27 protein-coding genes and 1 riboswitch are annotated in these 23,861 nt (G+C 47.1%); of the genes, 20 read left to right on the top strand and 7 right to left on the bottom strand.

Going from position 1 to position 23,861, the window contains the following annotated elements; genetic code table 11:
- Positions 1–23: 23 nt before the first annotated feature.
- The 4 genes from nrdI (at position 24) to Q9M42_RS10125 (ending at position 4,189) form a co-directional block, all read left to right on the top strand.
- The gene (gene nrdI / locus Q9M42_RS10140; protein WP_322526362.1) at positions 24–419 is read left to right on the top strand and encodes a class Ib ribonucleoside-diphosphate reductase assembly flavoprotein NrdI; all 396 of its coding nucleotides are present in this window, start codon (positions 24–26) and stop codon (positions 417–419) included.
- A gap of 4 nt (positions 420–423) precedes the next feature.
- Positions 424–2,478, top strand: coding sequence for a class 1b ribonucleoside-diphosphate reductase subunit alpha (gene nrdE, locus Q9M42_RS10135; RefSeq protein WP_322526394.1), 2,055 nt, complete (start codon positions 424–426; stop codon positions 2,476–2,478).
- 18 nt (positions 2,479–2,496) lie between these two features.
- Positions 2,497–3,468, top strand: a complete 972-nt coding sequence (nrdF, locus tag Q9M42_RS10130) for a class 1b ribonucleoside-diphosphate reductase subunit beta (protein WP_322526361.1) — start codon at positions 2,497–2,499, stop codon at positions 3,466–3,468.
- 97 nt (positions 3,469–3,565) lie between these two features.
- On the top strand, positions 3,566–4,189 hold the full coding sequence (locus Q9M42_RS10125; protein ID WP_322526360.1) for a hypothetical protein: 624 nt from the start codon (positions 3,566–3,568) through the stop codon (positions 4,187–4,189).
- Positions 4,190–4,225: 36 nt separating this feature from the next.
- Here Q9M42_RS10125 and Q9M42_RS10120 read toward each other — a convergent pair whose 3' ends face one another.
- Positions 4,226–4,576: a carboxymuconolactone decarboxylase family protein gene (locus Q9M42_RS10120; protein WP_322526359.1), complete on the bottom strand. Its 351-nt coding sequence runs from the start codon at positions 4,574–4,576 to the stop codon at positions 4,226–4,228.
- Between the two features lie 119 nt (positions 4,577–4,695).
- On the bottom strand, positions 4,696–5,022 hold the full coding sequence (locus Q9M42_RS10115) for a thioredoxin family protein (protein ID WP_322526358.1): 327 nt from the start codon (positions 5,020–5,022) through the stop codon (positions 4,696–4,698).
- A 156-nt stretch (positions 5,023–5,178) separates the two neighbouring features.
- On the opposite strand from Q9M42_RS10115, the gene Q9M42_RS10110 reads away from it, so the two are divergent.
- The 5 genes from Q9M42_RS10110 (at position 5,179) to Q9M42_RS10090 (ending at position 9,531) form a co-directional block, all read left to right on the top strand.
- Positions 5,179–5,589, top strand: coding sequence for a hypothetical protein (locus Q9M42_RS10110; protein ID WP_322526357.1), 411 nt, complete (start codon positions 5,179–5,181; stop codon positions 5,587–5,589).
- Positions 5,590–5,782: 193 nt separating this feature from the next.
- Positions 5,783–6,736, top strand: coding sequence for an ABC transporter permease (locus tag Q9M42_RS10105; RefSeq protein ID WP_322526356.1), 954 nt, complete (start codon positions 5,783–5,785; stop codon positions 6,734–6,736).
- Positions 6,726–7,682, top strand: coding sequence for an iron chelate uptake ABC transporter family permease subunit (locus Q9M42_RS10100; RefSeq protein WP_322526355.1), 957 nt, complete (start codon positions 6,726–6,728; stop codon positions 7,680–7,682). The genes Q9M42_RS10105 and Q9M42_RS10100 overlap by 11 nt, the downstream gene beginning before the upstream one ends.
- Positions 7,670–8,428 (top strand): iron ABC transporter ATP-binding protein, encoded by a 759-nt coding sequence (locus tag Q9M42_RS10095; RefSeq protein WP_322526354.1) that lies wholly within the window; start codon positions 7,670–7,672, stop codon positions 8,426–8,428. Before Q9M42_RS10100 ends, Q9M42_RS10095 begins: the two co-directional genes overlap by 13 nt.
- Positions 8,429–8,532: 104 nt before the next feature.
- On the top strand, positions 8,533–9,531 hold the full coding sequence (locus tag Q9M42_RS10090) for a siderophore ABC transporter substrate-binding protein (protein WP_322526353.1): 999 nt from the start codon (positions 8,533–8,535) through the stop codon (positions 9,529–9,531).
- 32 nt (positions 9,532–9,563) lie between these two features.
- On the opposite strand, the gene Q9M42_RS10085 is transcribed toward Q9M42_RS10090, so the two are convergent.
- From Q9M42_RS10085 to ilvD, 3 genes are all read right to left on the bottom strand, one after another.
- The gene (locus tag Q9M42_RS10085) at positions 9,564–9,968 is read right to left on the bottom strand and encodes a disulfide oxidoreductase (RefSeq protein WP_322526352.1); all 405 of its coding nucleotides are present in this window, start codon (positions 9,966–9,968) and stop codon (positions 9,564–9,566) included.
- 5 nt (positions 9,969–9,973) lie between these two features.
- A complete protein-coding gene (locus tag Q9M42_RS10080) occupies positions 9,974–10,660 on the bottom strand; it encodes a DsbA family protein (RefSeq protein ID WP_322526351.1) in 687 nt (228 codons plus the stop codon).
- A gap of 144 nt (positions 10,661–10,804) precedes the next feature.
- Positions 10,805–12,499 carry a dihydroxy-acid dehydratase gene (ilvD, locus tag Q9M42_RS10075; RefSeq protein ID WP_322526350.1) on the bottom strand — a complete coding sequence of 565 codons (1,695 nt, stop codon included), beginning with the start codon at positions 12,497–12,499 and terminating at the stop codon, positions 10,805–10,807.
- Positions 12,500–12,802: 303 nt separating this feature from the next.
- Between ilvD and Q9M42_RS10070 the strand changes: the two genes are divergently transcribed.
- Positions 12,803–13,003 (top strand): hypothetical protein, encoded by a 201-nt coding sequence (locus Q9M42_RS10070; protein ID WP_322526349.1) that lies wholly within the window; start codon positions 12,803–12,805, stop codon positions 13,001–13,003.
- 62 nt (positions 13,004–13,065) lie between these two features.
- On the opposite strand, the gene thpD is transcribed toward Q9M42_RS10070, so the two are convergent.
- The gene (gene thpD, locus Q9M42_RS10065) at positions 13,066–14,004 is read right to left on the bottom strand and encodes an ectoine hydroxylase (RefSeq protein ID WP_322526348.1); all 939 of its coding nucleotides are present in this window, start codon (positions 14,002–14,004) and stop codon (positions 13,066–13,068) included.
- Positions 14,005–14,175: 171 nt separating this feature from the next.
- Complete coding sequence (locus Q9M42_RS10060; RefSeq protein ID WP_322526347.1) at positions 14,176–14,361, bottom strand: hypothetical protein; 186 nt, start codon at positions 14,359–14,361, stop codon at positions 14,176–14,178.
- A gap of 81 nt (positions 14,362–14,442) precedes the next feature.
- Here Q9M42_RS10060 and Q9M42_RS10055 point away from each other — a divergent pair, with 81 nt between their 5' ends.
- The 10 genes from Q9M42_RS10055 to sufB all read left to right on the top strand — a co-directional run bounded on the left by Q9M42_RS10055 (position 14,443) and on the right by sufB (position 23,851).
- Positions 14,443–14,802, top strand: coding sequence for an arsenate reductase family protein (locus Q9M42_RS10055; protein ID WP_322526346.1), 360 nt, complete (start codon positions 14,443–14,445; stop codon positions 14,800–14,802).
- Between the two features lie 30 nt (positions 14,803–14,832).
- A complete protein-coding gene (gcvH, locus tag Q9M42_RS10050) occupies positions 14,833–15,216 on the top strand; it encodes a glycine cleavage system protein GcvH (protein WP_322526345.1) in 384 nt (127 codons plus the stop codon).
- 166 nt (positions 15,217–15,382) lie between these two features.
- Positions 15,383–15,488: riboswitch (SAM riboswitch) on the top strand.
- A gap of 164 nt (positions 15,489–15,652) precedes the next feature.
- Positions 15,653–16,672 carry a methionine ABC transporter ATP-binding protein gene (locus Q9M42_RS10045; RefSeq protein WP_322526344.1) on the top strand — a complete coding sequence of 340 codons (1,020 nt, stop codon included), beginning with the start codon at positions 15,653–15,655 and terminating at the stop codon, positions 16,670–16,672.
- A 7-nt stretch (positions 16,673–16,679) separates the two neighbouring features.
- The gene (locus Q9M42_RS10040) at positions 16,680–17,333 is read left to right on the top strand and encodes a methionine ABC transporter permease (RefSeq protein WP_322526343.1); all 654 of its coding nucleotides are present in this window, start codon (positions 16,680–16,682) and stop codon (positions 17,331–17,333) included.
- 26 nt (positions 17,334–17,359) lie between these two features.
- A complete protein-coding gene (locus Q9M42_RS10035; RefSeq protein ID WP_322526342.1) occupies positions 17,360–18,199 on the top strand; it encodes a MetQ/NlpA family ABC transporter substrate-binding protein in 840 nt (279 codons plus the stop codon).
- A gap of 401 nt (positions 18,200–18,600) precedes the next feature.
- Positions 18,601–19,389 carry a Fe-S cluster assembly ATPase SufC gene (gene sufC / locus Q9M42_RS10030; protein ID WP_022793930.1) on the top strand — a complete coding sequence of 263 codons (789 nt, stop codon included), beginning with the start codon at positions 18,601–18,603 and terminating at the stop codon, positions 19,387–19,389.
- A gap of 25 nt (positions 19,390–19,414) precedes the next feature.
- Positions 19,415–20,725: a Fe-S cluster assembly protein SufD gene (sufD, locus tag Q9M42_RS10025; protein ID WP_322526341.1), complete on the top strand. Its 1,311-nt coding sequence runs from the start codon at positions 19,415–19,417 to the stop codon at positions 20,723–20,725.
- Positions 20,725–21,948, top strand: coding sequence for a cysteine desulfurase (locus Q9M42_RS10020; protein WP_322526340.1), 1,224 nt, complete (start codon positions 20,725–20,727; stop codon positions 21,946–21,948). The genes sufD and Q9M42_RS10020 overlap by 1 nt, the downstream gene beginning before the upstream one ends.
- Complete coding sequence (sufU, locus tag Q9M42_RS10015) at positions 21,935–22,381, top strand: Fe-S cluster assembly sulfur transfer protein SufU (RefSeq protein ID WP_322526339.1); 447 nt, start codon at positions 21,935–21,937, stop codon at positions 22,379–22,381. Before Q9M42_RS10020 ends, sufU begins: the two co-directional genes overlap by 14 nt.
- Before the next feature lie 69 nt (positions 22,382–22,450).
- Positions 22,451–23,851 (top strand): Fe-S cluster assembly protein SufB, encoded by a 1,401-nt coding sequence (sufB, locus tag Q9M42_RS10010; RefSeq protein ID WP_298785231.1) that lies wholly within the window; start codon positions 22,451–22,453, stop codon positions 23,849–23,851.
- The last annotated feature ends 10 nt before the right edge of the window (positions 23,852–23,861 follow it).

Raw genomic sequence — 23,861 nt, 5'->3', positions numbered from 1 at the left:
TTAGAAAGTAAGGAGGGGATTCGATGATACCGATCATTTTTGATTCTATGACGGGCAACGTGAAGCGTTTTGCAGAAAAAATCCCATTTGACCGGGTGTACAGTCTGAATGAAGCGGAACAAATCGATGAACCGTTTATCCTTATCACCTATACGAAGGGATTTGGAAATATCCCGGAATCCACCGAAGCATTTCTCGAAGAACATGCAGAGCAGCTGCTCGCTGTAGCATCGAGTGGAAACAAAGTATGGGGGGACAATTTTGCTAAAAGCGCCAATCAGATTGCAGTTAACTACAACGTTCCCATACTCCATAAATTCGAACTGAGCGGAACAAAAAACGATGTGTCCATTTTCGCAGAGGAGGCGATGAAAGTTGCAACAAACACAAACCACCGACTGGATCCAGTTAAACAATGAAATCATGTTCCAAAAGGACGGGTCCTTTCAATTTGAAAAAGACAAAGAAGCCGTTTATCAATACTTCATCCAATACGTCAATCAGCACACTGTTTTCTTTCACGATCTGAAAGAAAAGCTCGACTATCTGCTCGAAAATGACTTTTATGAAAAAGAATTCCTTGAGGCGTATTCATTTGAAGAAATTGAGCGCGTCTACAATCTGTGCTATGAAAAGAAATTCCGTTTTCCGTCATTCATGAGCGCGTTTAAATTTTACAATGATTATGCGCTGAAAACCAATGATCAGAAAATGATCCTTGAGCGCTTTGAAGACCGGGTGGCTGTCGTGGCCCTTTATTTCGGCAATGGTAACGCAGAGAAAGCTGAGCAGTTTGCAGAAATGATGATGAGCCAGGATTATCAGCCGAGCACCCCGACGTTCCTGAATGCCGGCAGAAAACGGCGCGGAGAATTAGTCAGCTGCTTCCTGCTTGAAGTAAACGACTCTTTAAATGACATCTCCCGGGCTGTTGATATTTCCATGCAGCTGTCCAAAGTAGGCGGCGGTGTGTCGCTGAATTTATCGAAGCTCCGGGCGAAGGGCGAAGCCATTAAGGATGTGGAAAACGCGACAAAGGGTGTCGTCGGCGTAATGAAGCTGCTCGACAACGCTTTTCGTTACGCAGATCAGATGGGGCAGCGCCAGGGCTCCGGCGCAGCGTATTTAAACATTTTTCACCGGGACATTCACGACTTCCTGGACTCAAAGAAAATTTCGGCCGATGAAGATGTGCGTGTTAAAACATTATCAATCGGGGTCGTAATCCCGGATAAATTCGTTGAACTCGCCCGCCAGGACAAAGACATGTATCTGTTCTATCCGCATACAGTGTACCGGGCGTACGGTGAACATCTTGACGAAATGGATATGAGTGAAATGTACGACAAGCTCGTCGAGGACGACCGCGTGAAAAAAGACAAGGTCAATGCCCGCCGCATGCTTGAGAAGCTGGCGATTCTCCGGTCCGAATCCGGGTATCCTTACCTGATGTTCCAGGATAACGTCAACCGGGCGCACGCGCTGAATAACGTGTCCAAAGTAAAATTCTCCAACCTTTGCTCTGAAGTGCTCCAGGCGTCTGAGGTATCAAGCTATACGGATTACGGCGAGGAGGATGAAGTCGGCCTCGATATTTCCTGCAACCTTGGTTCGTTGAACATTGCCAATGTTATGAAGCACAAAACGATCAAGGATACAGTGAAGCTAGCTACCGACTCTCTGACCCACGTAGCAACGCATACCAATATTACGAATGCTCCGGCTGTACGCCGCGGCAACCAGATGATGAAATCGATCGGTCTCGGAGCGATGAACCTGCACGGCTTTTTGGCCCAGAACCATATCGCCTATGAAAGTGAGGAGGCACGGGAATTCGCTGATTTCTTCTTTATGGCTGTGAACTTCTATTCTATCCAGCGTTCGATGGAGCTTGCAAAAGAAACAGGGGAAACGTTCTACGGCTTCGAAGGATCCAGCTATGCTGACGGCTCCTACTTTGACAAGTACCTGAACCGTTCTTACCTTCCTTCCTCTTCTAAAATTGCAGACCTGTTTGAAGGCATGGCCGTGCCGGATGCTGAAGACTGGGAAGAGCTGATGAAGCAGGTTCAGACGTACGGATTGTTCCACAGCTACCGCCTGGCAATCGCACCAACCGGCTCCATTTCCTATGTACAGTCGGCAACTGCTTCTGTTATGCCGATTATGGAGCGGATTGAAGAACGGACGTACGGAAACTCGAAAACGTATTACCCGATGCCGGGCCTCGCACCGGATAATTGGTTCTACTACAAAGCGGCATACGACATGGACATGTTCAACGTTGTGGATATGATCGCAGCTATTCAGGAACACATCGATCAGGGCATAAGCTTCACTCTCTTTGTGCGTGACACCATCACCACAAGAGATCTGAACCGAATTGATCTCTATGCCCACCATAAAGGTATCAAGACGATTTACTATGCGCGGACAAAAGACACAGGACAGGACGACTGCCTCTCCTGCGTCGTGTAAAGAAAGGAGCATCACCCCATGAATCAAATATTTGACGCAGCCGACTGGTCAAAACAAGACGACGACTTTACGCAGATGTTTTACAGCCAGAATGTAAAACAGTTCTGGCTTCCAGAGGAAATATCACTCAACGGGGATCTGCTCACCTGGAAATATCTATCGGATCAGGAAAAAGATACGTATATGAAAGTACTCGCCGGTTTGACCCTGCTCGATACAGAGCAGGGAAATGTCGGCATGCCAAAGGTTGCTGAGCAGGTGGAAGGTCACCAGCGCAAAGCAGTATTAAACTTTATGGCAATGATGGAAAATGCGGTGCACGCAAAATCCTATTCGAACATTTTCATGACACTTGCTTCTACAGAAGTAATCAATGAGTTGTTTGAATGGGTGAAGGAAAATCCGCATCTGCAGAAAAAAGCCACCCGTATTGTAGAGCAGTACAACAAAATCGAAGACGGGGACGAAATTTCCCTGTACAAAGCGATGGTAGCCTCTGTTTACCTTGAAAGCTTTCTGTTCTACAGCGGCTTTTATTATCCGCTTTATTTCTACGGCCAGGGTAAACTCATGCAGAGCGGGGAAATCATTAACCTGATTATCCGTGATGAAGCGATCCACGGCGTTTACGTCGGTCTACTAGCGCAGGAAATTTATAAGCGCCAGACACCGGAAAAGCAGGAAGAACTGCAGGAATTTGCCCACGACCTCCTCATGGAGCTGTATGAAAATGAACTGCTTTACACCGAGCAGCTATATGATCCGGTAGGACTGACCTCCGATGTGAAAAAGTTCCTTCGGTACAATGCGAACAAAGCGTTGATGAACTTAGGTTTGGATGCGTATTTTGAAGAGGAAGAAATTAACCCGATTGTATTAAACGGCATGGATACAAAAACAAAATCCCATGATTTCTTCTCGATGAAAGGAAACGGCTACAAAAAAGCAACAGTGGAGCCGGTCCGGGACGAAGATTTCATTTTCAACTAACAAAAAAAGCCGGGCCTGCGCCTGGCTTTTTTAATGTATATATAAAAAAATTCCGCTATAATAAAAAACAGATGAACATCACAAAGAGGTGAACAGTATGGGGAAAATGGATGAAATGATTGTAGTAGCACCAAGAGAGCAGGTATTTGCACGCGAAGCCCGGACTTTTCACGGGGTGCAGGACGAGCAGGGTCAAATTCAGGAAATTATCGGAACGATTGCGGATACATACACGGAAAAAAGACGGGGAGACGCCGAAGAAGACCCTTCCTGGAAGCAGCCGATACCCTACGTGGTTATCCGCAGGGGAGAACAATTATTTGCATACGAACGGCTTGCAGGTGGAGGAGAAGGAAGGCTGCACAATAAACTGTCCCTCGGGTTTGGAGGGCATATGAATGCTGAATCCGGCGTTTCGACATTTCAGGAACTGCTGCATACAAATGCCGACCGTGAGCTTGAAGAAGAACTTCATATTTCTTCTCTCGAAGGAGCGGAAATGCAGGCGCTTGGACTGATTAATGATGACGATAACGCTGTCGGTGAAGTGCATCTCGGCATTTTGTATACTTTTATTCTTCCGGAGCACGTGGACGTACAGGTGAAAGAAACGGAGCAGATCCGCGGCTTCTGGACGAGCGTGGAAGAACTGTCCCAGCCGGAAACCTATGAACGGCTCGAGACATGGTCCCAATTTGTTGTAGATATCCTGGATAAATAATAAGAAGCTGTTTCCGGCAAAGGAAACAGCTTCTTATTATTTATCTTTTAACTGCTGCAGGGCATCGAGGCCTATCGTCACTGCTTCACTCATGGATTCGCCGCCGCCAAAAGCTGCTGCTACACCCATATATTCCTTGATTTCATCCTCCGAGCATCCATGATGGAGACACTGGTCCATATGGTAAACAATGCATGTAGTATCACCCTGATGAACGCCAATAGCAAGGGCCGTCAGATGCTTCTGAGCGGTCGAAACTTCTCCGCCTTCGAAAGCACTCGACGTAAAGCGGTTGTAATTTTTTGCGATTTCCTGATAGGATTCACTGAATTGCTCTATGCCGCGGCGGTATTCGCTTAATATTTCTTTGGCATCAATAACTGCCATAATGCTCACTCCTTTTTAGTATGCTGAAGGAAACATTCCCGCTTCTGGCAATTTCAAACAAAGCACGGCTGAGCTGCCCGGAAAAATTAAAAATCTGCCGGCAACCCGGCAGATTTTCTTTAGTAATATTTGGAGAAAAAGTCGCTTACCTGGCCGGGGGTTTTAGCGTCTGCGCTATGCAAATGGCCTATTTTTTCCCCGTTCTGGAATACAAGAATACTCGGTATGCCCATTACTTCCTGTTCGCTTGTAATGTCTGGCAGCTGTTCGGTATCAATTTTATGAAATGGCACACTGTCAAAACGGTTCAGGACATCATCTATAAACATATCGAGTCTCCGGCAGTCCGGACACCAACCCGCTGAAAATTCTACTGCCACCGGTGTTTCTGTTTGTATTGTCTCCTCAAAAGAATTTTTGGATTCGATGCGGTTATTCGTAGTCATTATTTATTCGCTCCTTTCATGCTGTTCTCTATTGTAACAAAGGCATAAAAATGTGCAAAAAAACGAGAAGAATAATGTTTCGACTGGAAATCCCTGTTAGAATAAACATATACATAATCAGCCGTATATTCAATTTATCGGGAGGAGGGGGCTGCAATGCGGCTTTTCAACAGGATGGCAGCGGGCGCAGCGGCAGGCATGCTACTGTTTGCATCTGCCTGTGGAAATGAGGCAGAGGGCGCAGAACAATGGATCACGGAGCTTGAAAGCAACGGACTTTCTATGCAGGAGACAGAAGAAAACCCTGCGGCCCCGGTATCCATGGATCATGAAAGCGAAATGTGGGAGGAGGACAGCACGAATACAAAAGTAGCGGTTTATGAGTTCGATTCCCGGGAGGAGGCCGCCCAGGCAGAAGAACAGTTTCAGCAGGAAGTGACTGAAAACGGGGGATGGGAAAATGTTTCCTACCGGACAGCCGTTTCAGGATCTATGTTTTTATACGCCTACAATGAAGATTCCTACGCTTTTTCAGCATTCATGGACAAAGTAACACTTCCGTCTTAACAGGAATATGAAACGCCGGTGCTGCCTTTTCAGGCAGGCCGGTTTTTTGTTTATGAAAAATTTAGGAAAAAAGCAGAATGTACATTGACATTTAAGACCGTGGTGCTAAAATAATAAAAGCAATTGATAATGAATATCATTAATGATTAGATGTGGAACGACGCAATTATTCCCGGAAATGAAGTGTTTAAAGATGAAGTGGTGGTACTTACTTGTTCTTCTCATTCTTCTTTCGGCAGGCTCTATGTTTATCGGCGTTCAGACAGTGTCGGTGCAGGGGCTGGTGGCAGGAAATGAAGACGAATGGCGCACATTGACATCGAGCCGTATACCGCGGCTTCTTAGTATTATTATGGCTGGCATGGGCATGGCCATCTGCGGATTGATTATGCAGCAGCTTAGCCGGAACCGGTTTGTTTCTCCAACTACAGCTGGAACGATGGATTCGGCCCGATTTGGTATTTTAGTGGCTATGATCTGGTTCGGCGGAGCCACGCCGCTGCTTAGGACAGGGGTAGCTTTTTTATTTGCTCTTATCGGTACGTTTATTTTTATGACTATTTTGGAACGAGTGAAATTTAAAGACCCTATTTTTATTCCATTGGTAGGGCTCATGTTTGGAAACATTGTAGGCTCCGTAACGACGTTTTTTGCCTTGAAATATGATGTCGTGCAAAACATGTCAGCCTGGCTGCAGGGGGATTTTTCACTAATTGTAAACGGTCAGTATGAACTTCTTTATGTCAGCCTTCCGCTTATTTTAATAGCTTACATATTTGCAGGCCGATTTACGATTGCCGGCATGGGAGAAGAATTTGCGGTGAATCTTGGATTGAATTACCGTACAGTCGTCAATCTGGGCATTACCATCGTCGCCGCTGTGACGGCCGTCGTTATATTAACAGTGGGAACCATCCCGTTTTTAGGACTAGTGGTACCAAATATTGTTGCTATCTACCTGGGGGATAATCTGCAGAAAACGCTGATTCACACTGCGCTGCTTGGAGCAGTGTTTGTACTCGTCTGTGATATTTTTGGGCGTCTGATTGTTTTTCCTTATGAGGTTCCTATCGGTTTAACTGTAGGTGTTCTTGGCAGTTTCTTGTTCCTCTATATGCTGATGAGGAGGAAGAAATATGCGTTTTAATTGGAAGATAATAGGACTGGCTGTTTTGTCGCTTGTTCTCGCGGTTATCTTTATGTTTACAGACGCTGGGGGCAACTGGGATTACGTTCTGGAGCACCGGGCAGAGAAGCTTCTTGCTATGGTTATGACTGGCGGTGCGATTGCTTTTTCCACTGTTATTTTTCAAACGATTACGAATAACCGGATTTTGACACCTAGTATTATAGGTCTCGATTCATTGTATATTTTGCTGCAGACAGCCCTCGTGTTCTTTTTCGGTTCCACGTCGGCGGTTGTAATTAACGGCCCATTGAACTTTTTCGTATCGCTTGCCTTGATGCTCGGGTTTGCTGTCATTCTTTACTACTTTTTATTTCAGGGGGAGCAGCAGGATATTTTCTTTTTGCTGCTCGTCGGAATTGTCTGTGGAACATTGTTCAGCAGTATTTCAACATTTTTACAAGTCCTCATATCACCAGATGAATTTTTAACGATTCAGGACAATATGTTTGCAAGCTTTAACAATGTGAGTACAAATATTCTCGGTATTTCTACAGCGGCTTTTGTACTGCTGTTTATCTACTCCCTGTCCTTCATAAAATATTTAAATGTCCTCTCCCTCGGGAAGGACCAGGCGGTTAACCTGGGAGTGCCATATCAATACGCGGTAAAGCGTCTGCTTGTCGTTGTAGTCATGTTTATTTCCATTGCCACCGCGCTCGTCGGGCCGATTACGTTTTTAGGCCTGCTCGTGGCAAACGTTGCTTATGAGCTGATGAAGGATTACCGGCACAGCGTGCTGCTTGCTGCTGCTGCGCTTGCAGCTGTGGCGTTTCTGATCGGCGGACAGCTGCTCGTCGAGAGGGTGCTTGGCTTTAACACAGCGATCAGCGTCATTGTGAATTTTATCGGAGGCATTTACTTTATCTATCTGTTATTAAGGGGGAATAAAGCATGGTCCAGGTAATGAATGTAACAAAAAAATACGATGAAACGCCGGTCGTAGACGATGTTTCCGTAACGATTAAGCAGGGACAAATTACCTCATTTATCGGTCCGAATGGGGCGGGGAAAAGTACGCTGCTTGCTATGATCAGCCGCCTAATCGCTAAGGACGCGGGCGAAGTGAGAATCGGAGATAAGGATATTACGAAAACTAAAAGCCGGGAGCTGGCAAAGAAACTGGCGATCTTAAAGCAGTCCAATGAAATGAACGCCCGGCTTACCGTCCGTGAATTAATTTCCTTCGGTCGTTTTCCTTATTCGCAGGGACGTCTGAGTGCAGAAGACTGGGAGCATGTGGATCAGGCTATTGATTACATGGAGCTTGAAACGATGCAGGATTCCTTTATCCACCAGCTGAGCGGCGGCCAGCGGCAGCGGGCCTTCATTGCGATGGTGATTGCCCAGGACACCGACTACATTCTGCTCGACGAGCCACTGAACAATCTGGATATGAAGCACTCCGTGCAAATCATGAAAGTGCTTCGCCGTTTAGTGAAAGATATGGGGAAAACCGTGCTTCTGGTTATTCATGATATTAATTTTGCTTCCTGTTACTCCGATGACATCGTCGCTTTGAAAAACGGGCATATCGTAGCTCAAGGCACCACCGAAGAGATGATGGCATCAGAAGTACTGACAGATATCTATGAAATGGATATGCCGATCTGTCGTATTAACGATCAGAAAATCTGTGTTTACTTCACGTAAACCAAGCTGCCAGCCCGTTGATACGGTGAAAGAGTAACAGAAGGAGGGAGTACAGCGCATCAGGCTGGGAATATAAAAACAACATATCCAGGGGGAATGGAAAAATGAAAAAGAACAAATGGATGCTTGCGTCAACTGCAATACTGGGAACAGCTTTTATTGCTGCATGCGGAGCTGATAATTCTGAGTCATCAACTGCAGAAGGTGAAAACAGCAGTGAAGAAAATGGGGAGGAAAGCAGCGGGGGCGGAGAAATAACCGTAGAGCACGAAATGGGTGAAACAACCGTACCGGAAAATCCGGAAAATGTCGTCGTGTTTAACTATGAAATGCTTGAAACACTGGATGAGCTTAATGTAGGCGTGAACGGCGTAGCCCAGGAGTCGCTTCCTTCATACCTGGATGATTACAGCAGCGATGAATATGAAAATATCGGCAGCTTGAAAGAACCGGATTTTGAAGCAATTAACGCAATGGAGCCGGATGTTATTATCATTTCAGGGCGTCAGAGTGATGCCTATGATGAACTGAGCGAAATTGCTCCAACTGTTTATACAGCGGTGGATACAGAAAACTATATGGAGTCCTTTGACAGCAACATGGAAATGATCGGAGAGGTTTTCCAGAAAGAAGAGCAGATGCAGGAAAAGGTGGACGAGCTTCATACCCGCATTGAAGATTTAAATGAAACGACTGAAGACACCGGAGAGTCCCTGGTGACGCTTGTAAATGACGGGTCTTTGAGTGTTTACGGCGAAGGCTCCCGCTTCGGGCTGATTCACGATGTGTTCGGCGTGCCGGCAGCAGATGAAAATATCGAAGCCTCTACGCACGGACAGAGTGCTTCCTATGAATACTTAGCGGAAGAAGATCCAGAACACCTCTTCGTTATAGACCGCAGTGCGGTAGTCAGTCAGGGTGGGGAAGAACAGTCAGCTGAGGAAACTCTCGATAATGACATTGTGAATGAGACCCAGGCAGCGCAGAATGATAATATTCATTATCTGGATCCGGAATACTGGTACCTTTCCGGCGGCGGTCTACAGTCGATGGATAAAATGATTACAGAAATAGAAGAAGCCGTGGCTTCGTCCGAAGAATAATAAAAAATAGTCACGTGCCTGATGGCATGTGACTATTTTTTGCGTACAGCGATAACCAAAAGAGCAATGGAAATAATCAAAAATGCAGTGAAGGAAAGAAGAGGAATAGTAATAAACCCGAACCACTGTGCTGATTGATCGGAGCAGGAAACCGCACCGGTGCATTCCGTGGCCTGCTGAAGTGCCGGAAGCTTTTGATACAGGTAATGGTAACCGGCAAGCAGCGTACCGGGCAGAGCAAGAGGGAGTGCATACCATATGACCTGCCGTTCCCCGCGGAAAACAGCAATGCCTAAAATAACTGCGAGCGGGTACATAAGAATGCGCTGGTACCAGCAAAGCTCACACGGCGTATAGCCTAAAATTTCGCTGAACGATAAGCTGCCGAGCGTAGCGGTAATGGCCATCAGCCAGGCAGCACTTAACCAACGATCCATAGGCGTTACTCCCCTGCCTCTTCTTCAATCATATCGAGCAGCTCCTGATAGCTGTCACCTTCAAACAGTTCTCCATTCACAAATACGGAAGGGGTGCTGTTTACACCAAGATCTTCTGCCATCGAACGGTCATTCTCCACGTTTTCCTCGTAGGTGCCGTTTTCAAAAGCTTCAACCACTGTGTTTACTTCCTCTTCGGAAGCTGTTGTCTGCAGCAGCTCCGTTAAACGTTCCTGGTTAAAATAATCCCCGCCTTCGTTCTGCGGCTGGTTGGCGAAAAGCGTATCGTGAAAGCTCCAGAAGGCTTCATCCCCAAGTTCGCCGTAAACAGCTTCGCTGAATTCTGCCGCTGTAGTGGAATCTTCACTTAGAAATGGGTAATGAACGTAATGGAAAGCGGCATCGCCGGATTCGATAAACTGGGATTCGATTTCAGGAACGACGGATTGATGAAAATCTTTACACGCGGGGCATTTATAATCCCCAAATTCAACGACTGTTACCGGGGCATCCTCGTCCCCCTTAAGAGGCTGGTCACTTGTATCAAGACTCTCTCCGCTGCTCCCGCTGGAATTATCACTGCTGCCTCCGCCGAAGTTGCCGACAAGAATGATAGCGAGCAAAATCACAGCTATAACGGCTACAATGGCTGCGAATGTACGGCCGGAACTAGGTCTTGGTTTTTTGGACATAGGAAACTCCTTTCGTGGCTATGCTGTGTATGTAGTGCTCAGTACCTTCATAATTTACCATAAATTGTTGGAAACTCAAGAGTGTTCAAAAAAATGCTGAAAAGAAAGAGAACTGCCCGAAAAGGCAGCTCTCCGTAGTATTGTTTATAAATCTGCGTCGGTAACGGCGCCTTTGGCACTTGAAGAAACGAGTTTCGCATATTTGGCCAGCGCTCCGCGTTTTTCCGGAAGATCCGGAGCCTGCCAGGCATTCCGGCGTTTTTCAAACTCTTCGTCGGAAATATGGAGGTTGATCTCCTGCGTGTCACTGTCAATGGAGATGGTGTCCCCGTTTTCAAGCAGGCCGATTGGACCACCAACACTTGCCTCAGGCGCTACGTGCCCGATAACAAAACCGTGTGAACCGCCGGAAAAACGACCGTCAGTCATAAGAGCTACTTTGCCGCCGAGACCGCGTCCGACGATCATGGAAGTAACAGAAAGCATCTCCGGCATGCCCGGGCCGCCCTGTGGGCCGACGTAACGGATAACGAGCACGTCCCCTTCGACGATATCGCCGTCCATGATGGCCTTTGTGGCTGATTCTTCGCTGTTAAAGACTTTTACCGTACCTTCGAACCGGCTGATCTTCTGACCAGACAGCTTGATTACGGAGCCTTCCGGAGCGACGTTTCCTTTTAAAACGACAAGCGGACCGGTCTTTTTAAACGGTTCAGCGAGGGGACGGATAATTTCCTGTCCTTCTTTCAGGGATGGCACAGCCTCAAGGTTTTCTGCGAGCGTCTTGCTGGTTACCGTGAGGCACTCACCGTGCAGCAGTCCTTCCTCATGGAGAAGCTTCATGACTGCCGGCACGCCGCCAATTTCATAAAGGTCCTGCATGACGTATTTGCCGCTTGGTTTCAGGTCGGCTATATGAGGAACATTCTGGCGGACACGTTCAAAATCGTCATAAGACAGGTCCACGTCTGCCGAATGAGCAATCGCAAGAAGGTGTAAGAACGCGTTGGTGGAACCACCAAGCGCCATAACAACCGTAATGGCGTTTTCAAATGCTTTTTTCGTCATAATATCTTTTGGAAGAATGTTATTTTCAAGCAGCTCGATGGTTAATTCTCCGGCCTGCCTGCATTCGGTTTCCTTGTATTCGTAAATCGCAGGCGTGGAGGAGGACCCAGGGATGCTCATGCCAAGCGCTTCTACGGCAGCAGCCATCGTATTGGCTGTGTACATACCTCCGCAGGCACCAGCACCGGGGCACGCATTGCACTCTACCTGATGAAGCTCTTCGTCACTGATCTGACCGGTCTGGTGCTGGCCGACAGCCTCGAAGGACGAAACGATATCAATGTCTTTGCCGTTTAATTTACCTGGCTGAATAGTTCCGCCGTAAACGTAAACGGAAGGAATGTTCATGCGGGCCAAAGAAATGACGCAGCCAGGCGTCGTTTTATCACAGCCGCCGATGGCGACCACTCCGTCGAGACGCTCCGCATTGGTAACAGTTTCAATCGAGTCCGCAATAATCTCGCGGCTTGGAAGGGAGTAATGCATGCCTTCATGGCCCATTGCGATTCCGTCAGATACGGTAATTGTGTTGAAAATAAGCGGTGCGCCGCCATTAGTGGACGCTCCCTGCTTTGCGTGGCGTGCAAGATTATCGATATGTACGTTACAAGGAGTAACCTCGCTCCACGTACTTGCAATGCCGATCATCGGTTTTTTAAAATCGTCGTCTGTAAATCCGACAGCCCTGAGCATTGCCCGGTTCGGCGCCCGGTTGGCGCCCTCGCTGATGGCTTTACTGCGGTTTCGTAAATCTTTTTCTGTTTTTCCCATCGCTATGACCCTCTCTCATGAAGTTTCGTTGTAGACAATGTGCATGACGGTTTGTGTGCTCCATACGCAGCACGGGTATTTTTCTAGGCATATACAAATGTCTATCTAACAAGGACTATCCACTATCATACTAGGAATAAATGATTGTTTCAACGTAACAGCGGTGGTGAATAAAAGTTATTTCTGACAAATGAAAAAATTAGTATGGGAGATAACTTTACAGATGGATGGGAAAAGGAAAAGGAATTTATTATGATATAGATAACCTATCTCTACTCATGAGAGAAAATGGAGGGAATAACGATGAAAGAACCAGTTGTATGGGCTGTGGCAATGTTGGTTGCGTTTCTCGCTCTGTTTTTAACGGGGACTCTGCAGCTGCAGGGATTTGAAAGTGTTATTATCCAAATGATTGGTTTCAGTGGCATGGTGTTTGCGATTTTGTACAGTGTACTGCTTACACAGAAATCAAACGACGAAAAGGATCAGATATTCAAACGGTAATTGAAGACCGACATTATAATGAAAAAAGCATCCGGGAAGAAAAACCGGATGCTTTTTGTGTCTTATTTTGCAGAAGTGGAAGTTTTGTGTGAAAGACGATCTGAACTAGGCTTGATCGCGGAAGTGTCCTGGCGGTTGGCCAGAAATTCCGGACGCGGCTCCTGGCCGCTGAACGGATCGACGAGCTTGTTTTCCACCGAGTTGAACACGAAGAAGACGTTGCTGCGCGGGTACGGCGAAATGTTGCCGGCCGAGCCGTGCATCGTGTTGCAGTCAAAGAAGAGCACCGAGCCCGCCGGGCCGGTCGCGCGGTCAATCTGGCCGCCGGCCTGCTCCGTGAGCCATTCCATGCTTTCGTTGTCGGGCACGCCGGTCTCCTGCTTTTTGAGCGACTGCTTGAAGTTGTCCTCCGGCGTCGTGCCCGGGCAGGAGACGTACCATTTCTGCGAGCCCGGGATCAGCATGAGCGGGCCGTTGAACTCGTAGTTGTCCGTCAGGATGATCGAGCAGCTGAGCGCACGCATGTCCGGCATGCCGTCCTCCATGTGCCAGGTTTCAAAATCCGAATGCCAGTAGAACTCCTTACCTTTAAAGCCTGGCTTAAAGTTTATCCGGGACTGCATCATATACACCTGGCTGCCGAGGATCTGCTGGGCGGCTTTGACAATGCGCTCGTTTTTGGCGAGCATTTCAAAGAACCCGCTGTCCTTGTGGATTTCAAACACGGAGCGGACTTCGTTGCTGTTCGGCTCCTTGATCACATCGGGCGCGTCACGCTCCTCGTTGCGCTTCATCGTTTCCCGGAGCTCGCGCTTCATCATCTCGACTTCCTCATCGGTAAACAGCTTCTGGAGCATGAGGTAGCCGTTCTCGTCGTAAAAGTCCAGTTCCTTCTGCTGCAATGGGCCATCATAGCCGGCGCTTCCGTGGACTACCGGATCCTTCCGGTCCATGATTTCCTTATGATCGCCTTGTCTGGATGGATATTTATCGACTGCCATTGTTGCAAATACCTCCTTTATATTTTAACCAAGGATTTAAATCCTCAGTCAGTCAAACACATTCCCGGCTTAAAAAGGAATAAACATTAGAAACGGAAAATTTTAAATAATTAAATAAGCAGAAAACTTCTAAGCCGGATATGATGCGTATTGGACTCATATTAAAAAAATTTACTTTTTTTTAAGCATTAACATCCCCTCTGGATCACTTAGTATATATTCGTATACTTGCTGTTGTGCCGGGATTTTACAGATAGAGTCATCTTTCTGAACAGCATCGGTGAAAACATGAAAAGCTGCCTTTGCTTTTAAATTCCTCTCTTCATCTAATTGTGTGTTAAAGGCTTCTCCCGGCATTAAAAAGCAAATTGAAACTTTCCAACGAGGAGGGTTTCCGCTACAATAAGAGGGAAGAAAGCGTATGGAGGAGGCCTGGCATTGGCACTTACTTTTTACGGGTATCCCCCGTGCAGTACATGCCGCAAAGCAAAAAAGTGGCTGGAAGCAGAAAATATTTCTTTTGATGAGTATCATATTGTGGAAAATCCGCCTTCGAAAAAAGAATTAAAGGCGTGGAAAGAACAGGAAGGACTTGATTGGAAGCAGTTCTTTAACACAAGTGGGAAGAAGTACCGGGAAATGGACCTGAAAACCCGGCTGCCGAAAGCAGCTGAAGAAGAGATTCTGGAATGGCTCGCTTCTGACGGAATGCTTTTAAAAAGACCTATTGTGACAGACGGAGAGAGTGTTACCCTCGGGTTTAAGGAAGCAGTTTTTGAGGAAAAGTGGAAAGCGTAATAGTATTCATTTGAAGGAGGATGATTGTGTATGAGTGTACCAGATGAACTTTTATATTCAGAAGAACATGAATGGGTGAAAAAAGAAGACGGCCGTCTTCGCGTCGGTGTCACGGATTTCGCCCAGTCCGAGCTTGGCGATATTGTATTCGTAGAGCTTCCGGAAGTTGGGGATGAACTCGAGGCCGGTGAGCCATTTGGAAGTGTGGAATCTGTTAAAACGGTATCAGAGCTTTATGCGCCGGTTACAGGAAAGGTCGTAGAAGTTAACGAAAACCTGGATGATTCTCCTGAGTTCGTCAACGAATCTCCATATGAAAAGGCCTGGATGATCGTTGTAGAGCCTTCCAACGAAAGTGAACTGGATGACCTGATGTCACCGGCCCAGTATTCGGACATGGTAAGCGACGATTAATACTGATGTACATAGAAGCTGACCTCCGGCAGGGCAGCTTCTTTTTATGAGCGGATGTAATACGGCTGTTTTTAAGCCTTTCAGAAAGGGCATTTAAAGGTTGACGCTTATAGTCAAAGGTGATAATATAAATAGCATCGTCAAATATGAACGCATAATCATCGTTCACTTATCAAGAGAGGTGGAGGGGAAGGCCCTATGAAACCCGGCAACCAGTCTGCATAGGCAGACATGGTGCCAATTCCTGCAGACGAACGTCTGCAAGATGAGTGGAAAGGATTCTTTAAAACCTTTCTGCTCGTGTGCAGAAAGGTTTTTTCTTTATGGCCCGGTGTGGTAGGGAAAAAAGAATATTTGCAGAAATCATGACGAATTAAAACATACTATTTACATCGTTTTAATAAAGATAAAGAAAAGCGATGAAGGAGAGAGCGGTATGATTCAATTAAAAGGTTTGTCCAAAGCCTTTCAGACTAAAACACAAACCGTCACCGCCGTAGATAACGTCAGCCTTTCTATTGATGAAGGGGAAATTTTCGGCATTATCGGCTACAGCGGCGCAGGCAAAAGTACGCTTGTCAGGCTGTTGAATAAGCTCGAAACCGCAACCGGCGGTGAAGTAACCATTGAAGGAGAAAGCATTACTTCCTTGAAAGGACAGTCCCTGCGCAGAGCGCGTCAGGAAATAGGCATGGTATTTCAGCACTTTAACCTGCTGTGGTCCCGGACGGTAGCAGAAAACATTGCGTTTCCGCTCGAAATTGCCAAACAGTCAAAGCAGGAACGAAGCAGACGGGTGCAGGAGCTGGTGAGCCTTGTCGGTCTTGAAGGAAGGGAGGACTCCTATCCTTCCCAGCTGAGCGGCGGCCAGAAGCAGAGGGTCGGTATTGCGAGAGCTCTTGCCAACAACCCGAAGGTGCTGCTTTGCGATGAAGCAACATCGGCGCTGGACCCGAAAACAACAGATTCCATTCTTGCTCTGCTTACAGATATTAATAAAAAGCTGGGGCTTACCATTGTGCTGATCACGCACGAAATGCACGTGATCCGTAAAATCTGCCACCGGGTGGCGGTAATGGAAGACGGCAGAGTTGTGGAAGAAGGGCCCGTACTCCAGGTGTTCCGGAACCCGAGGGAACATATGACTAAAGAATTTGTCCGTCAGATTACGGAGCCGGAGGAAGACGCTTCGGAAATTGTATTTAATGAAGAAGAAAACGGTACGGTGGTCCAGCTGAAGTTTTTGGAAAACAAAGCCGAGCAGCCGTTTATTTCCAAAGTCATCCGCCAGTTTGATGTGGATGTGAACATTATTCAGGGGAAAATTTCCCAGACGCAGCGTGGCAGCTACGGTTCCCTGTTTATCCGCATCAAAGGCAGCAGCGAAGAAATCGACAAAGCGCTTGCCTACCTCCGCGAAGAAGAAATAGAAGCAGAGGTGATGGAGCGTGCTTAACACATGGATGGAAGAAATCAATTGGGAAAATATGTGGATCGCTACGTGGGAAACCGTCTACATGAGCCTGATTGCGGTAGCAGCCACATTTTTACTCGGTACGATACTAGGGGTTCTGCTGTATTTAACGGATAAAGGAAACCTGTGGGAAAACAAGCCGGTGCACACGGTGACAGCAGCGATCGTTAATATTTTCCGCTCTATTCCATTTATTATCCTGATCATTCTGCTTATTCCGTTTACAACCTTTCTGCTTGGTACAATGCTTGGGCCGAGCGCAGCACTTCCGGCACTGATTATCGGCGCAGCTCCGTTTTACGCCCGCCTGGTGGAGATTGGACTGAGAGAAGTGGACAAGGGTGTTATTGAAGCCTCGCAGGCGATGGGAGCGAGCCAGTGGCAGATTATTCAAAAAGTGCTTCTGCCTGAAGCGCTGCCGTCCTTAATTTCCGGCATTACCGTGACTGGTATTACACTGGTCAGCTATACTGCTATGGCGGGAGTAGTAGGCGGCGGAGGGCTCGGGAACCTCGCGTATCAGGAAGGGTTCCAGCGCAGCAACAATGAAGTGGTATTTGTTGCTACAGTGCTCATTCTCGTTATTGTCTTTATCCTACAGTGGATTGGAGATATTTGGACAAGACAGATAGATAAAAGATAAATAATATACTATTGGGGGAATTTTTCATGAAAAAAACACTACTCGGCGTTTCACTACTTTCCGCGGCAGTGCTGGCGGCCTGCGGCTCTGATTCAGAATCCAGCGGCAGCTCTTCTGGGGAAGAAACAGAGACACTTGCCGTCGGTGCCACAAGTGTGCCGCACGCAGAAATTCTGGAGTTTGCCGAAGACCAGTTGGCAGAAGAAAATGTAGAGCTTGAAATCGAAACGTTCAATGACTATATTGTTCCAAACGAATCGCTGGCTTCAGAAGAAATTGATGCAAACTATTTTCAGCATATTCCTTATCTTGAGGACCAGATGGAGGAAAACGATAATTTTAATTTCGTCAACATGGGCGGCATTCACATCGAGCCAATCGGTGTTTATTCCCAGGAGTATGACAGTCTCGATGCCCTTCCGGACGGAGCGGAAATCATTATGAGCAACTCAGTGGCAGACCACGGCCGGATTCTGCAGATGCTCGAGCAGGAAGGCGTGCTGACGCTTGAAGAGGGCGCCGGTGTTGAAGCAACAGTGGATGATATTGCGGAAAATCCGAAGAACCTGCAGTTCCAGGCGGACATTGAGGCGGCTACTCTTCCGCAGGTGTACAATAACGGCGAAGGCGATGCCGTATTCATTAACTCCAACTATGCAATTGATGCTGATCTGAACCCTCAGGAGGACGCTATTGCGCTGGAGAGTCCGGAGGACAATCCGTATGTAAACGTGATAGCAGCCCGGGAAGAGGACGAGAATAATGAAACAATTCAGACGCTTGTAGATGTGCTGCAGTCGGATGAAACCCAGGAATTTATTGAAGAAGAATATGACGGAGCCGTCATTCCTGCAGAACAGGAATAGCGGTCAGGGCCGGGCTCGTTTACTGAGTCCGGCTTTTTGTATTGAAGGAAAATAGAAGAGAATCTTCATTGAAAGAGTTTTTCCTTTTTTACTTCTCAGTGAGGTTTGGTATACTGTAAGAGTGATTGAAGAAGAGCATTGAATAAGGAGGGTCGTTCCTGCAATTGGTTTGTATAGGCACCCTCCTTTTTGTATGAACGCTTTTATTGAGAATAAAATGAGCGTATTCTCATTTATTTCCCGTGCGATTTTTTGCCATATAGTAGCAAAAAAATGAAATATATCGGGAGAGAAAGCGAGTTTGCTTGAAGTCAGTTTACATTTGTTATAAAATAATAATTATAATAAATAGAGAAAAAACAGCGGTTTCCGCTTGATTCCAAAATATGGAGGTATGCAAAATGGCAACGCCGAACTTGAAAATTGAGAATTTGCACGTAGAAATCGAAGGTACTGAAATCATTAAAGGTTTCGATCTAGAAATGAACGGCGGAGAAATTCACGCAATCATGGGACCAAACGGCACAGGTAAATCCACCCTTGCTTCTGCAGTGATGGGCCATCCGAAGTATGAAATTACTAAAGGAACTATCACTCTTGACGGAGAAGACGTTCTCGACATGGAGGTCGACGAGCGTGCAAGAGCAGGTCTTTTCCTCGCAATGCAGTATCCAAGTGAAGTGAGCGGTGTAACAAACTCTGACTTTATGCGTTCGGCCATTAACGCTAAGCGCGGAGAAGGCAATGAAATCCAGCTAATGAAATTCATCCGCCAGATGGATGAAAAAATGAACATGCTTGAAATTGACGAATCGTTCTCCCAGCGTTACTTAAACGAAGGGTTCTCCGGCGGTGAGAAAAAGCGTAATGAAATTCTTCAGCTTCTCATGATGGAACCAAAAATCGCTATCCTGGACGAAATTGACTCCGGTCTTGACATTGACGCACTCAAAGTCGTTTCCAAAGGCGTAAATGACATGAAAAGCCCGGACTTCGGCTGCTTAATCATCACTCACTATCAGCGTCTTTTGAACTACATTACTCCGGATAAAGTACACGTGATGATGCAGGGACGCATCGTTAAATCCGGCGGTGCCGAATTAGCTCAGCGCCTTGAAAACGAAGGCTATGAGTGGATTAAAGAAGAACTCGGCATTGAAAACGAACGCGTAGGAGAACCACAGGAATAATTTTAACAGCAGGGGAGGCGAAATTATGTCTATAGATACTACTTGGAAGTATGACGAGAAATACGTTGAAGATTTCTCGGATAAACAGAATGAACCAAAATGGCTGAAGGACCAGCGTCTAAGCGCCAGCCGTTTAGCAGAAAAGCTGGAAATGCCGAAGCCGGAAAAAACGAATATTAAGACGTGGAACTTTACCGAATTTGAACACGAAGGCACCCCGAAGGAAAGCTTTTCTTCGTCTGAAGAACTGCACGAACAGGTGCAGGGACTTATAGATAAAAACGCCGCGCAGCAGAATCTGCTCGTGCAAAGAGACGGCCAGACGGTTCTGTATGAAGCAAGCAGCACGCTTGAAGAGCAGGGCGTTATTTTCACGGATATCGCAACGGCGGCTATTGAGCACGGCGATCTGCTTGAGCGTTATTTCATGGGCAACGCTGTACAGGTGGATGAGCACCGTTTTACAGCGCTGAACGTGGCGCTCATGAACGGAGGGACATTCATCTACGTTCCGAAAAACGTAAAGGTGGAAGCCCCGCTTCAAACAATCTACTGGCTCGAACAGGCGAATATGGGGCTGTTCAACCACGTGGTTATTGTAGCCGAAGCAAACAGCGAAGTGACGTATCTTGAAAACTACGTTTCTTATGATACAGAGACGCCTTCCGTTGTTAATGCGATTGCAGAGGTTTATGCGGAAGAAGGGGCGAACGTTTCCTTTGGCGGCGTGGACCACTTAGAGAAAGCGACCACGGTGTATACTAACCGCCGCGGCTACGCGCTCAAAGATGCAAGCATCGACTGGGCACTCGGCCAGATGAACGAAGGTAACACAGTATCGGACAATACAACTGCACTTGTAGGCGATGGTTCGACTTCTGATAAAAAATCCGTAGCTATCGGACGCGGAGAGCAAAGCCAGAACTTCTGGGCTCATATTATCCAGTTTGGTAAAAATACAGACGGCCAGATTTTGACTCACGGGGTTATGAAAGACAAAGCTTCTGCTATCTTCAACGGCGTTAACAAAATTGAACACGGAGCGACAAAAGCCAACGGGGAGCAGACCGAGCGTGTGCTTATGCTCAGTGAACGTGCCCGCGGCGACGCGAACCCTATTCTTCTTATTGATGAGGACGACGTTACGGCCGGTCACGCAGCTTCTGTAGGCCGTGTTGACCCCGTTCAGCTTTACTATATGATGAGCCGCGGTATTCCGCAGACAGAAGCAGAACGCCTGATTATTCACGGCTTCCTTGCTCCAGTAGTAGACGCACTGCCAATTCAAGCTGTGAAAGATCGCCTGACGGAGGTTATTGAAAGGAAAGTGTACTAATGGATGTAAAAGCCATTCGTGAACAGTTTCCTATACTGCAGCAGGAAGTAAACGGAAGTCCGCTTGTCTATCTTGACTCGGCGGCGACTTCCCAAAAGCCTGTGCAGGTAATTGAAGCGGTCAATGATTATTACCGCCGGTATAATTCAAACGTTCACCGCGGCGTGCATACGCTTGGTAGCATGGCGACGGATGAGTACGAAGGAGCGCGGGAAAAAGTCCGCTCCTTCATCAATGCTCCTTCCTCGCAGCAGATCATTTTTAACCGCGGTACGACCGTTGGCATCAACACAGTGGCTTCCAGCTACGGGGATGCTCATCTGCAGGAAGGCGATGAAATCGTCCTTACAGAAAAAGAGCACCATTCCAATATTATTCCGTGGCAGCAGGCAGCAAAGCGTAACGGAGCCCGTCTCCGGTACGTGGAGCTCGAAGCAGACGGAACGGTAACGGCAGAAAATGTACGCAGGGCTGTTTCTGAAAAAACAAAAATTGTGGCGGTCAGTCACGTATCAAACGTACTGGGCACGGTGGACCCCATTAAAGATATTGCTGCTATTGCCCACGAACACGGAGCAGTCATCGTTGTGGACGGTGCGCAAAGCGTGCCGCACATGAAGGTGGACGTGCAGGATCTGGATGTGGATTTTTACGCTTTTTCCGGCCATAAAATGGGCGGTCCAACCGGTATCGGAGTGCTTTATGGGAGAAAATCTCTCCTGGAAAATATGGAGCCGGTGGAATTTGGCGGCGAAATGATTGACTTTGTGGGGCTCTATGATTCAACATGGAAGGAAACCCCGTGGAAGTTTGAAGGGGGCACACCGATCATTGCTGGTGCTATTGGTTTAGGGGCAGCAATTGATTTCCTGAAAGAGATAGGCCTGGATAACATTGCTGCTCATGAGAAAGAGCTCGGCCAATACGCGCTGAAGCAGTTATCGGCGGTGGATGGCCTGGATATATACGGACCGAAAGAACGCACTGGCATTGTGACATTTAATGTGCAGGACGTGCACCCGCATGATGTAGCCACCGTACTTGACGCGGAAGGCATTGCGGTACGCGCCGGCCATCACTGTGCCCAGCCGTTAATGAAGTGGCTTGATGTAGCTTCTACCGCCCGTGCCAGTTTTTATCTTTATAACTCCACAGAAGATATTGATGCTTTGGCAGAGGGGTTAATAAGAGTAAAGGAGTATTTCGGTGATGTCTTCGCATAATTTAGATACACTTTACCGCCAGGTCATCATGGATCACTATAAAAATCCGAGAAACAAAGGTGACCTGGAGGAAGAAACACTTCATGTCAACATGAACAATCCAACTTGCGGCGACCGCATTCAGCTTCAGTTGAAGGTGGAAGAAGAAAAAATCGCCGATGCAAGGTTTGTCGGGGAAGGCTGCTCGATCAGCTTATCCTCCGCTTCGATGATGACAGAGGCTGTCAAAGGCCATACTGTCGAAGAAGCACTGGATATGGCGCAGATGTTTTCGCAGTTAATGCAGGGCGAAGAGATCGACGATACGAAATACGACCTTGGCGATATCGAAGCTCTGCAGGGCGTAACGAAGTTTCCTGCCCGTATTAAATGCGCGACACTTGCGTGGAAAGCCATGGAAAAAGGGTTAGTGGAAGAGGAAAACCATTCATAATACAGTAAGGTGCTTGAAACGCAGCGGGAGTGGATTAGTTCATTCCCGACTCTAAGGAGGTATTTTCATATGGCAAAACAAATGCCGGAAATTGGTGAAGACTATCAGTATGGTTTTCATGACAAAGACGTTTCCATTTTCCGTTCTGGTAAAGGCCTCACAGACGAAATTGTAAAAGAAATTTCTAAAATTAAAGAAGAGCCGCAGTGGATGCTCGACTTCCGTCTGAAATCCCTCGAAATCTTCTATAAAAAACCAATGCCGCAATGGGGCGGCGATCTCTCCGGGTTAGACTTTGACGCTATTACGTATTACGTAAAGCCGTCTGAGCGTTCCGAAAAGTCATGGGACGAAGTACCGGAAGAAATCAAAAACACGTTCGACAAGCTTGGTATCCCAGAAGCAGAGCAAAAGTATCTGGCAGGGGTATCTGCACAGTACGAATCCGAAGTTGTATATCACAACATGGAAAAAGAGCTTGAAGATCAGGGTATCGTGTTTAAAGACACCGATACAGCAGTGAAGGAAAACGAAGAATTGTTCCGTGAGCACTTTGGGAAAGTTATCCCGCCGTCTGACAACAAGTTCTCCGCGCTGAACTCTGCAGTATGGTCCGGCGGTTCCTTTATCTATGTGCCAAAAGGTGCAAAAGTAGAAACACCGCTCCAGGCTTATTTCCGTATCAATTCGGAAAACATGGGACAGTTTGAGCGTACGCTGATCATTGCAGATGAAGGCAGCTCCGTGCATTATGTGGAAGGGTGTACAGCCCCAGTTTATTCCACAGACTCCCTGCACAGTGCCGTTGTTGAAATCATCGTGAAAAAAGATGCGTATTGCCGTTATACAACCATTCAAAACTGGGCACCAAACGTTTACAACCTCGTAACAAAACGGGCAGTTGCCGACGAAGGCGCCACCATGGAATGGGTTGACGGTAACATCGGTTCTAAACTAACGATGAAATATCCATCGATTATTATGCGCGGTGAAGGCGCGAAGGGTACCGTTCTTTCCATCGCTATCGCAGGCCGCGGTCAGCACCAGGATGCAGGCGCAAAAGTAATGCACCTGGCTCCAAACTGTTCTTCCACCATCGTTTCGAAATCCATTTCGAAACAGGGCGGAAAAGTAACGTACCGCGGTATTGCGAACTTTGGGCGCAAGTCTGACGGTTCCAAATCGAAAATCGAATGTGATACGTTGATTATGGATAACGAATCCACTTCGGATACGATTCCATACAACGAAATTTATAACAACAACATTGCTCTTGAACACGAAGCAACGGTTTCCAAAGTATCGGAAGAGCAGCTCTTCTATCTGATGAGCCGCGGCGTTGGTGAACAGGAAGCAACTGAAATGATCGTTATGGGCTTCATTGAGCCGTTCACAAAAGAACTGCCAATGGAATATGCCGTAGAAATGAACCGTTTGATCAGCTTTGAAATGGAAGGCTCGATCGGTTAATTTCCCTGCC

It is taken from the genome of Marinococcus luteus (assembly GCF_034497705.1).
In the GTDB taxonomy this organism is placed as follows: domain Bacteria; phylum Bacillota; class Bacilli; order Bacillales; family Marinococcaceae; genus Marinococcus; species Marinococcus luteus_A.
Note: the sequence above shows the minus strand (reverse complement) of the source record. Positions and strands in the feature narration are given on the sequence as shown.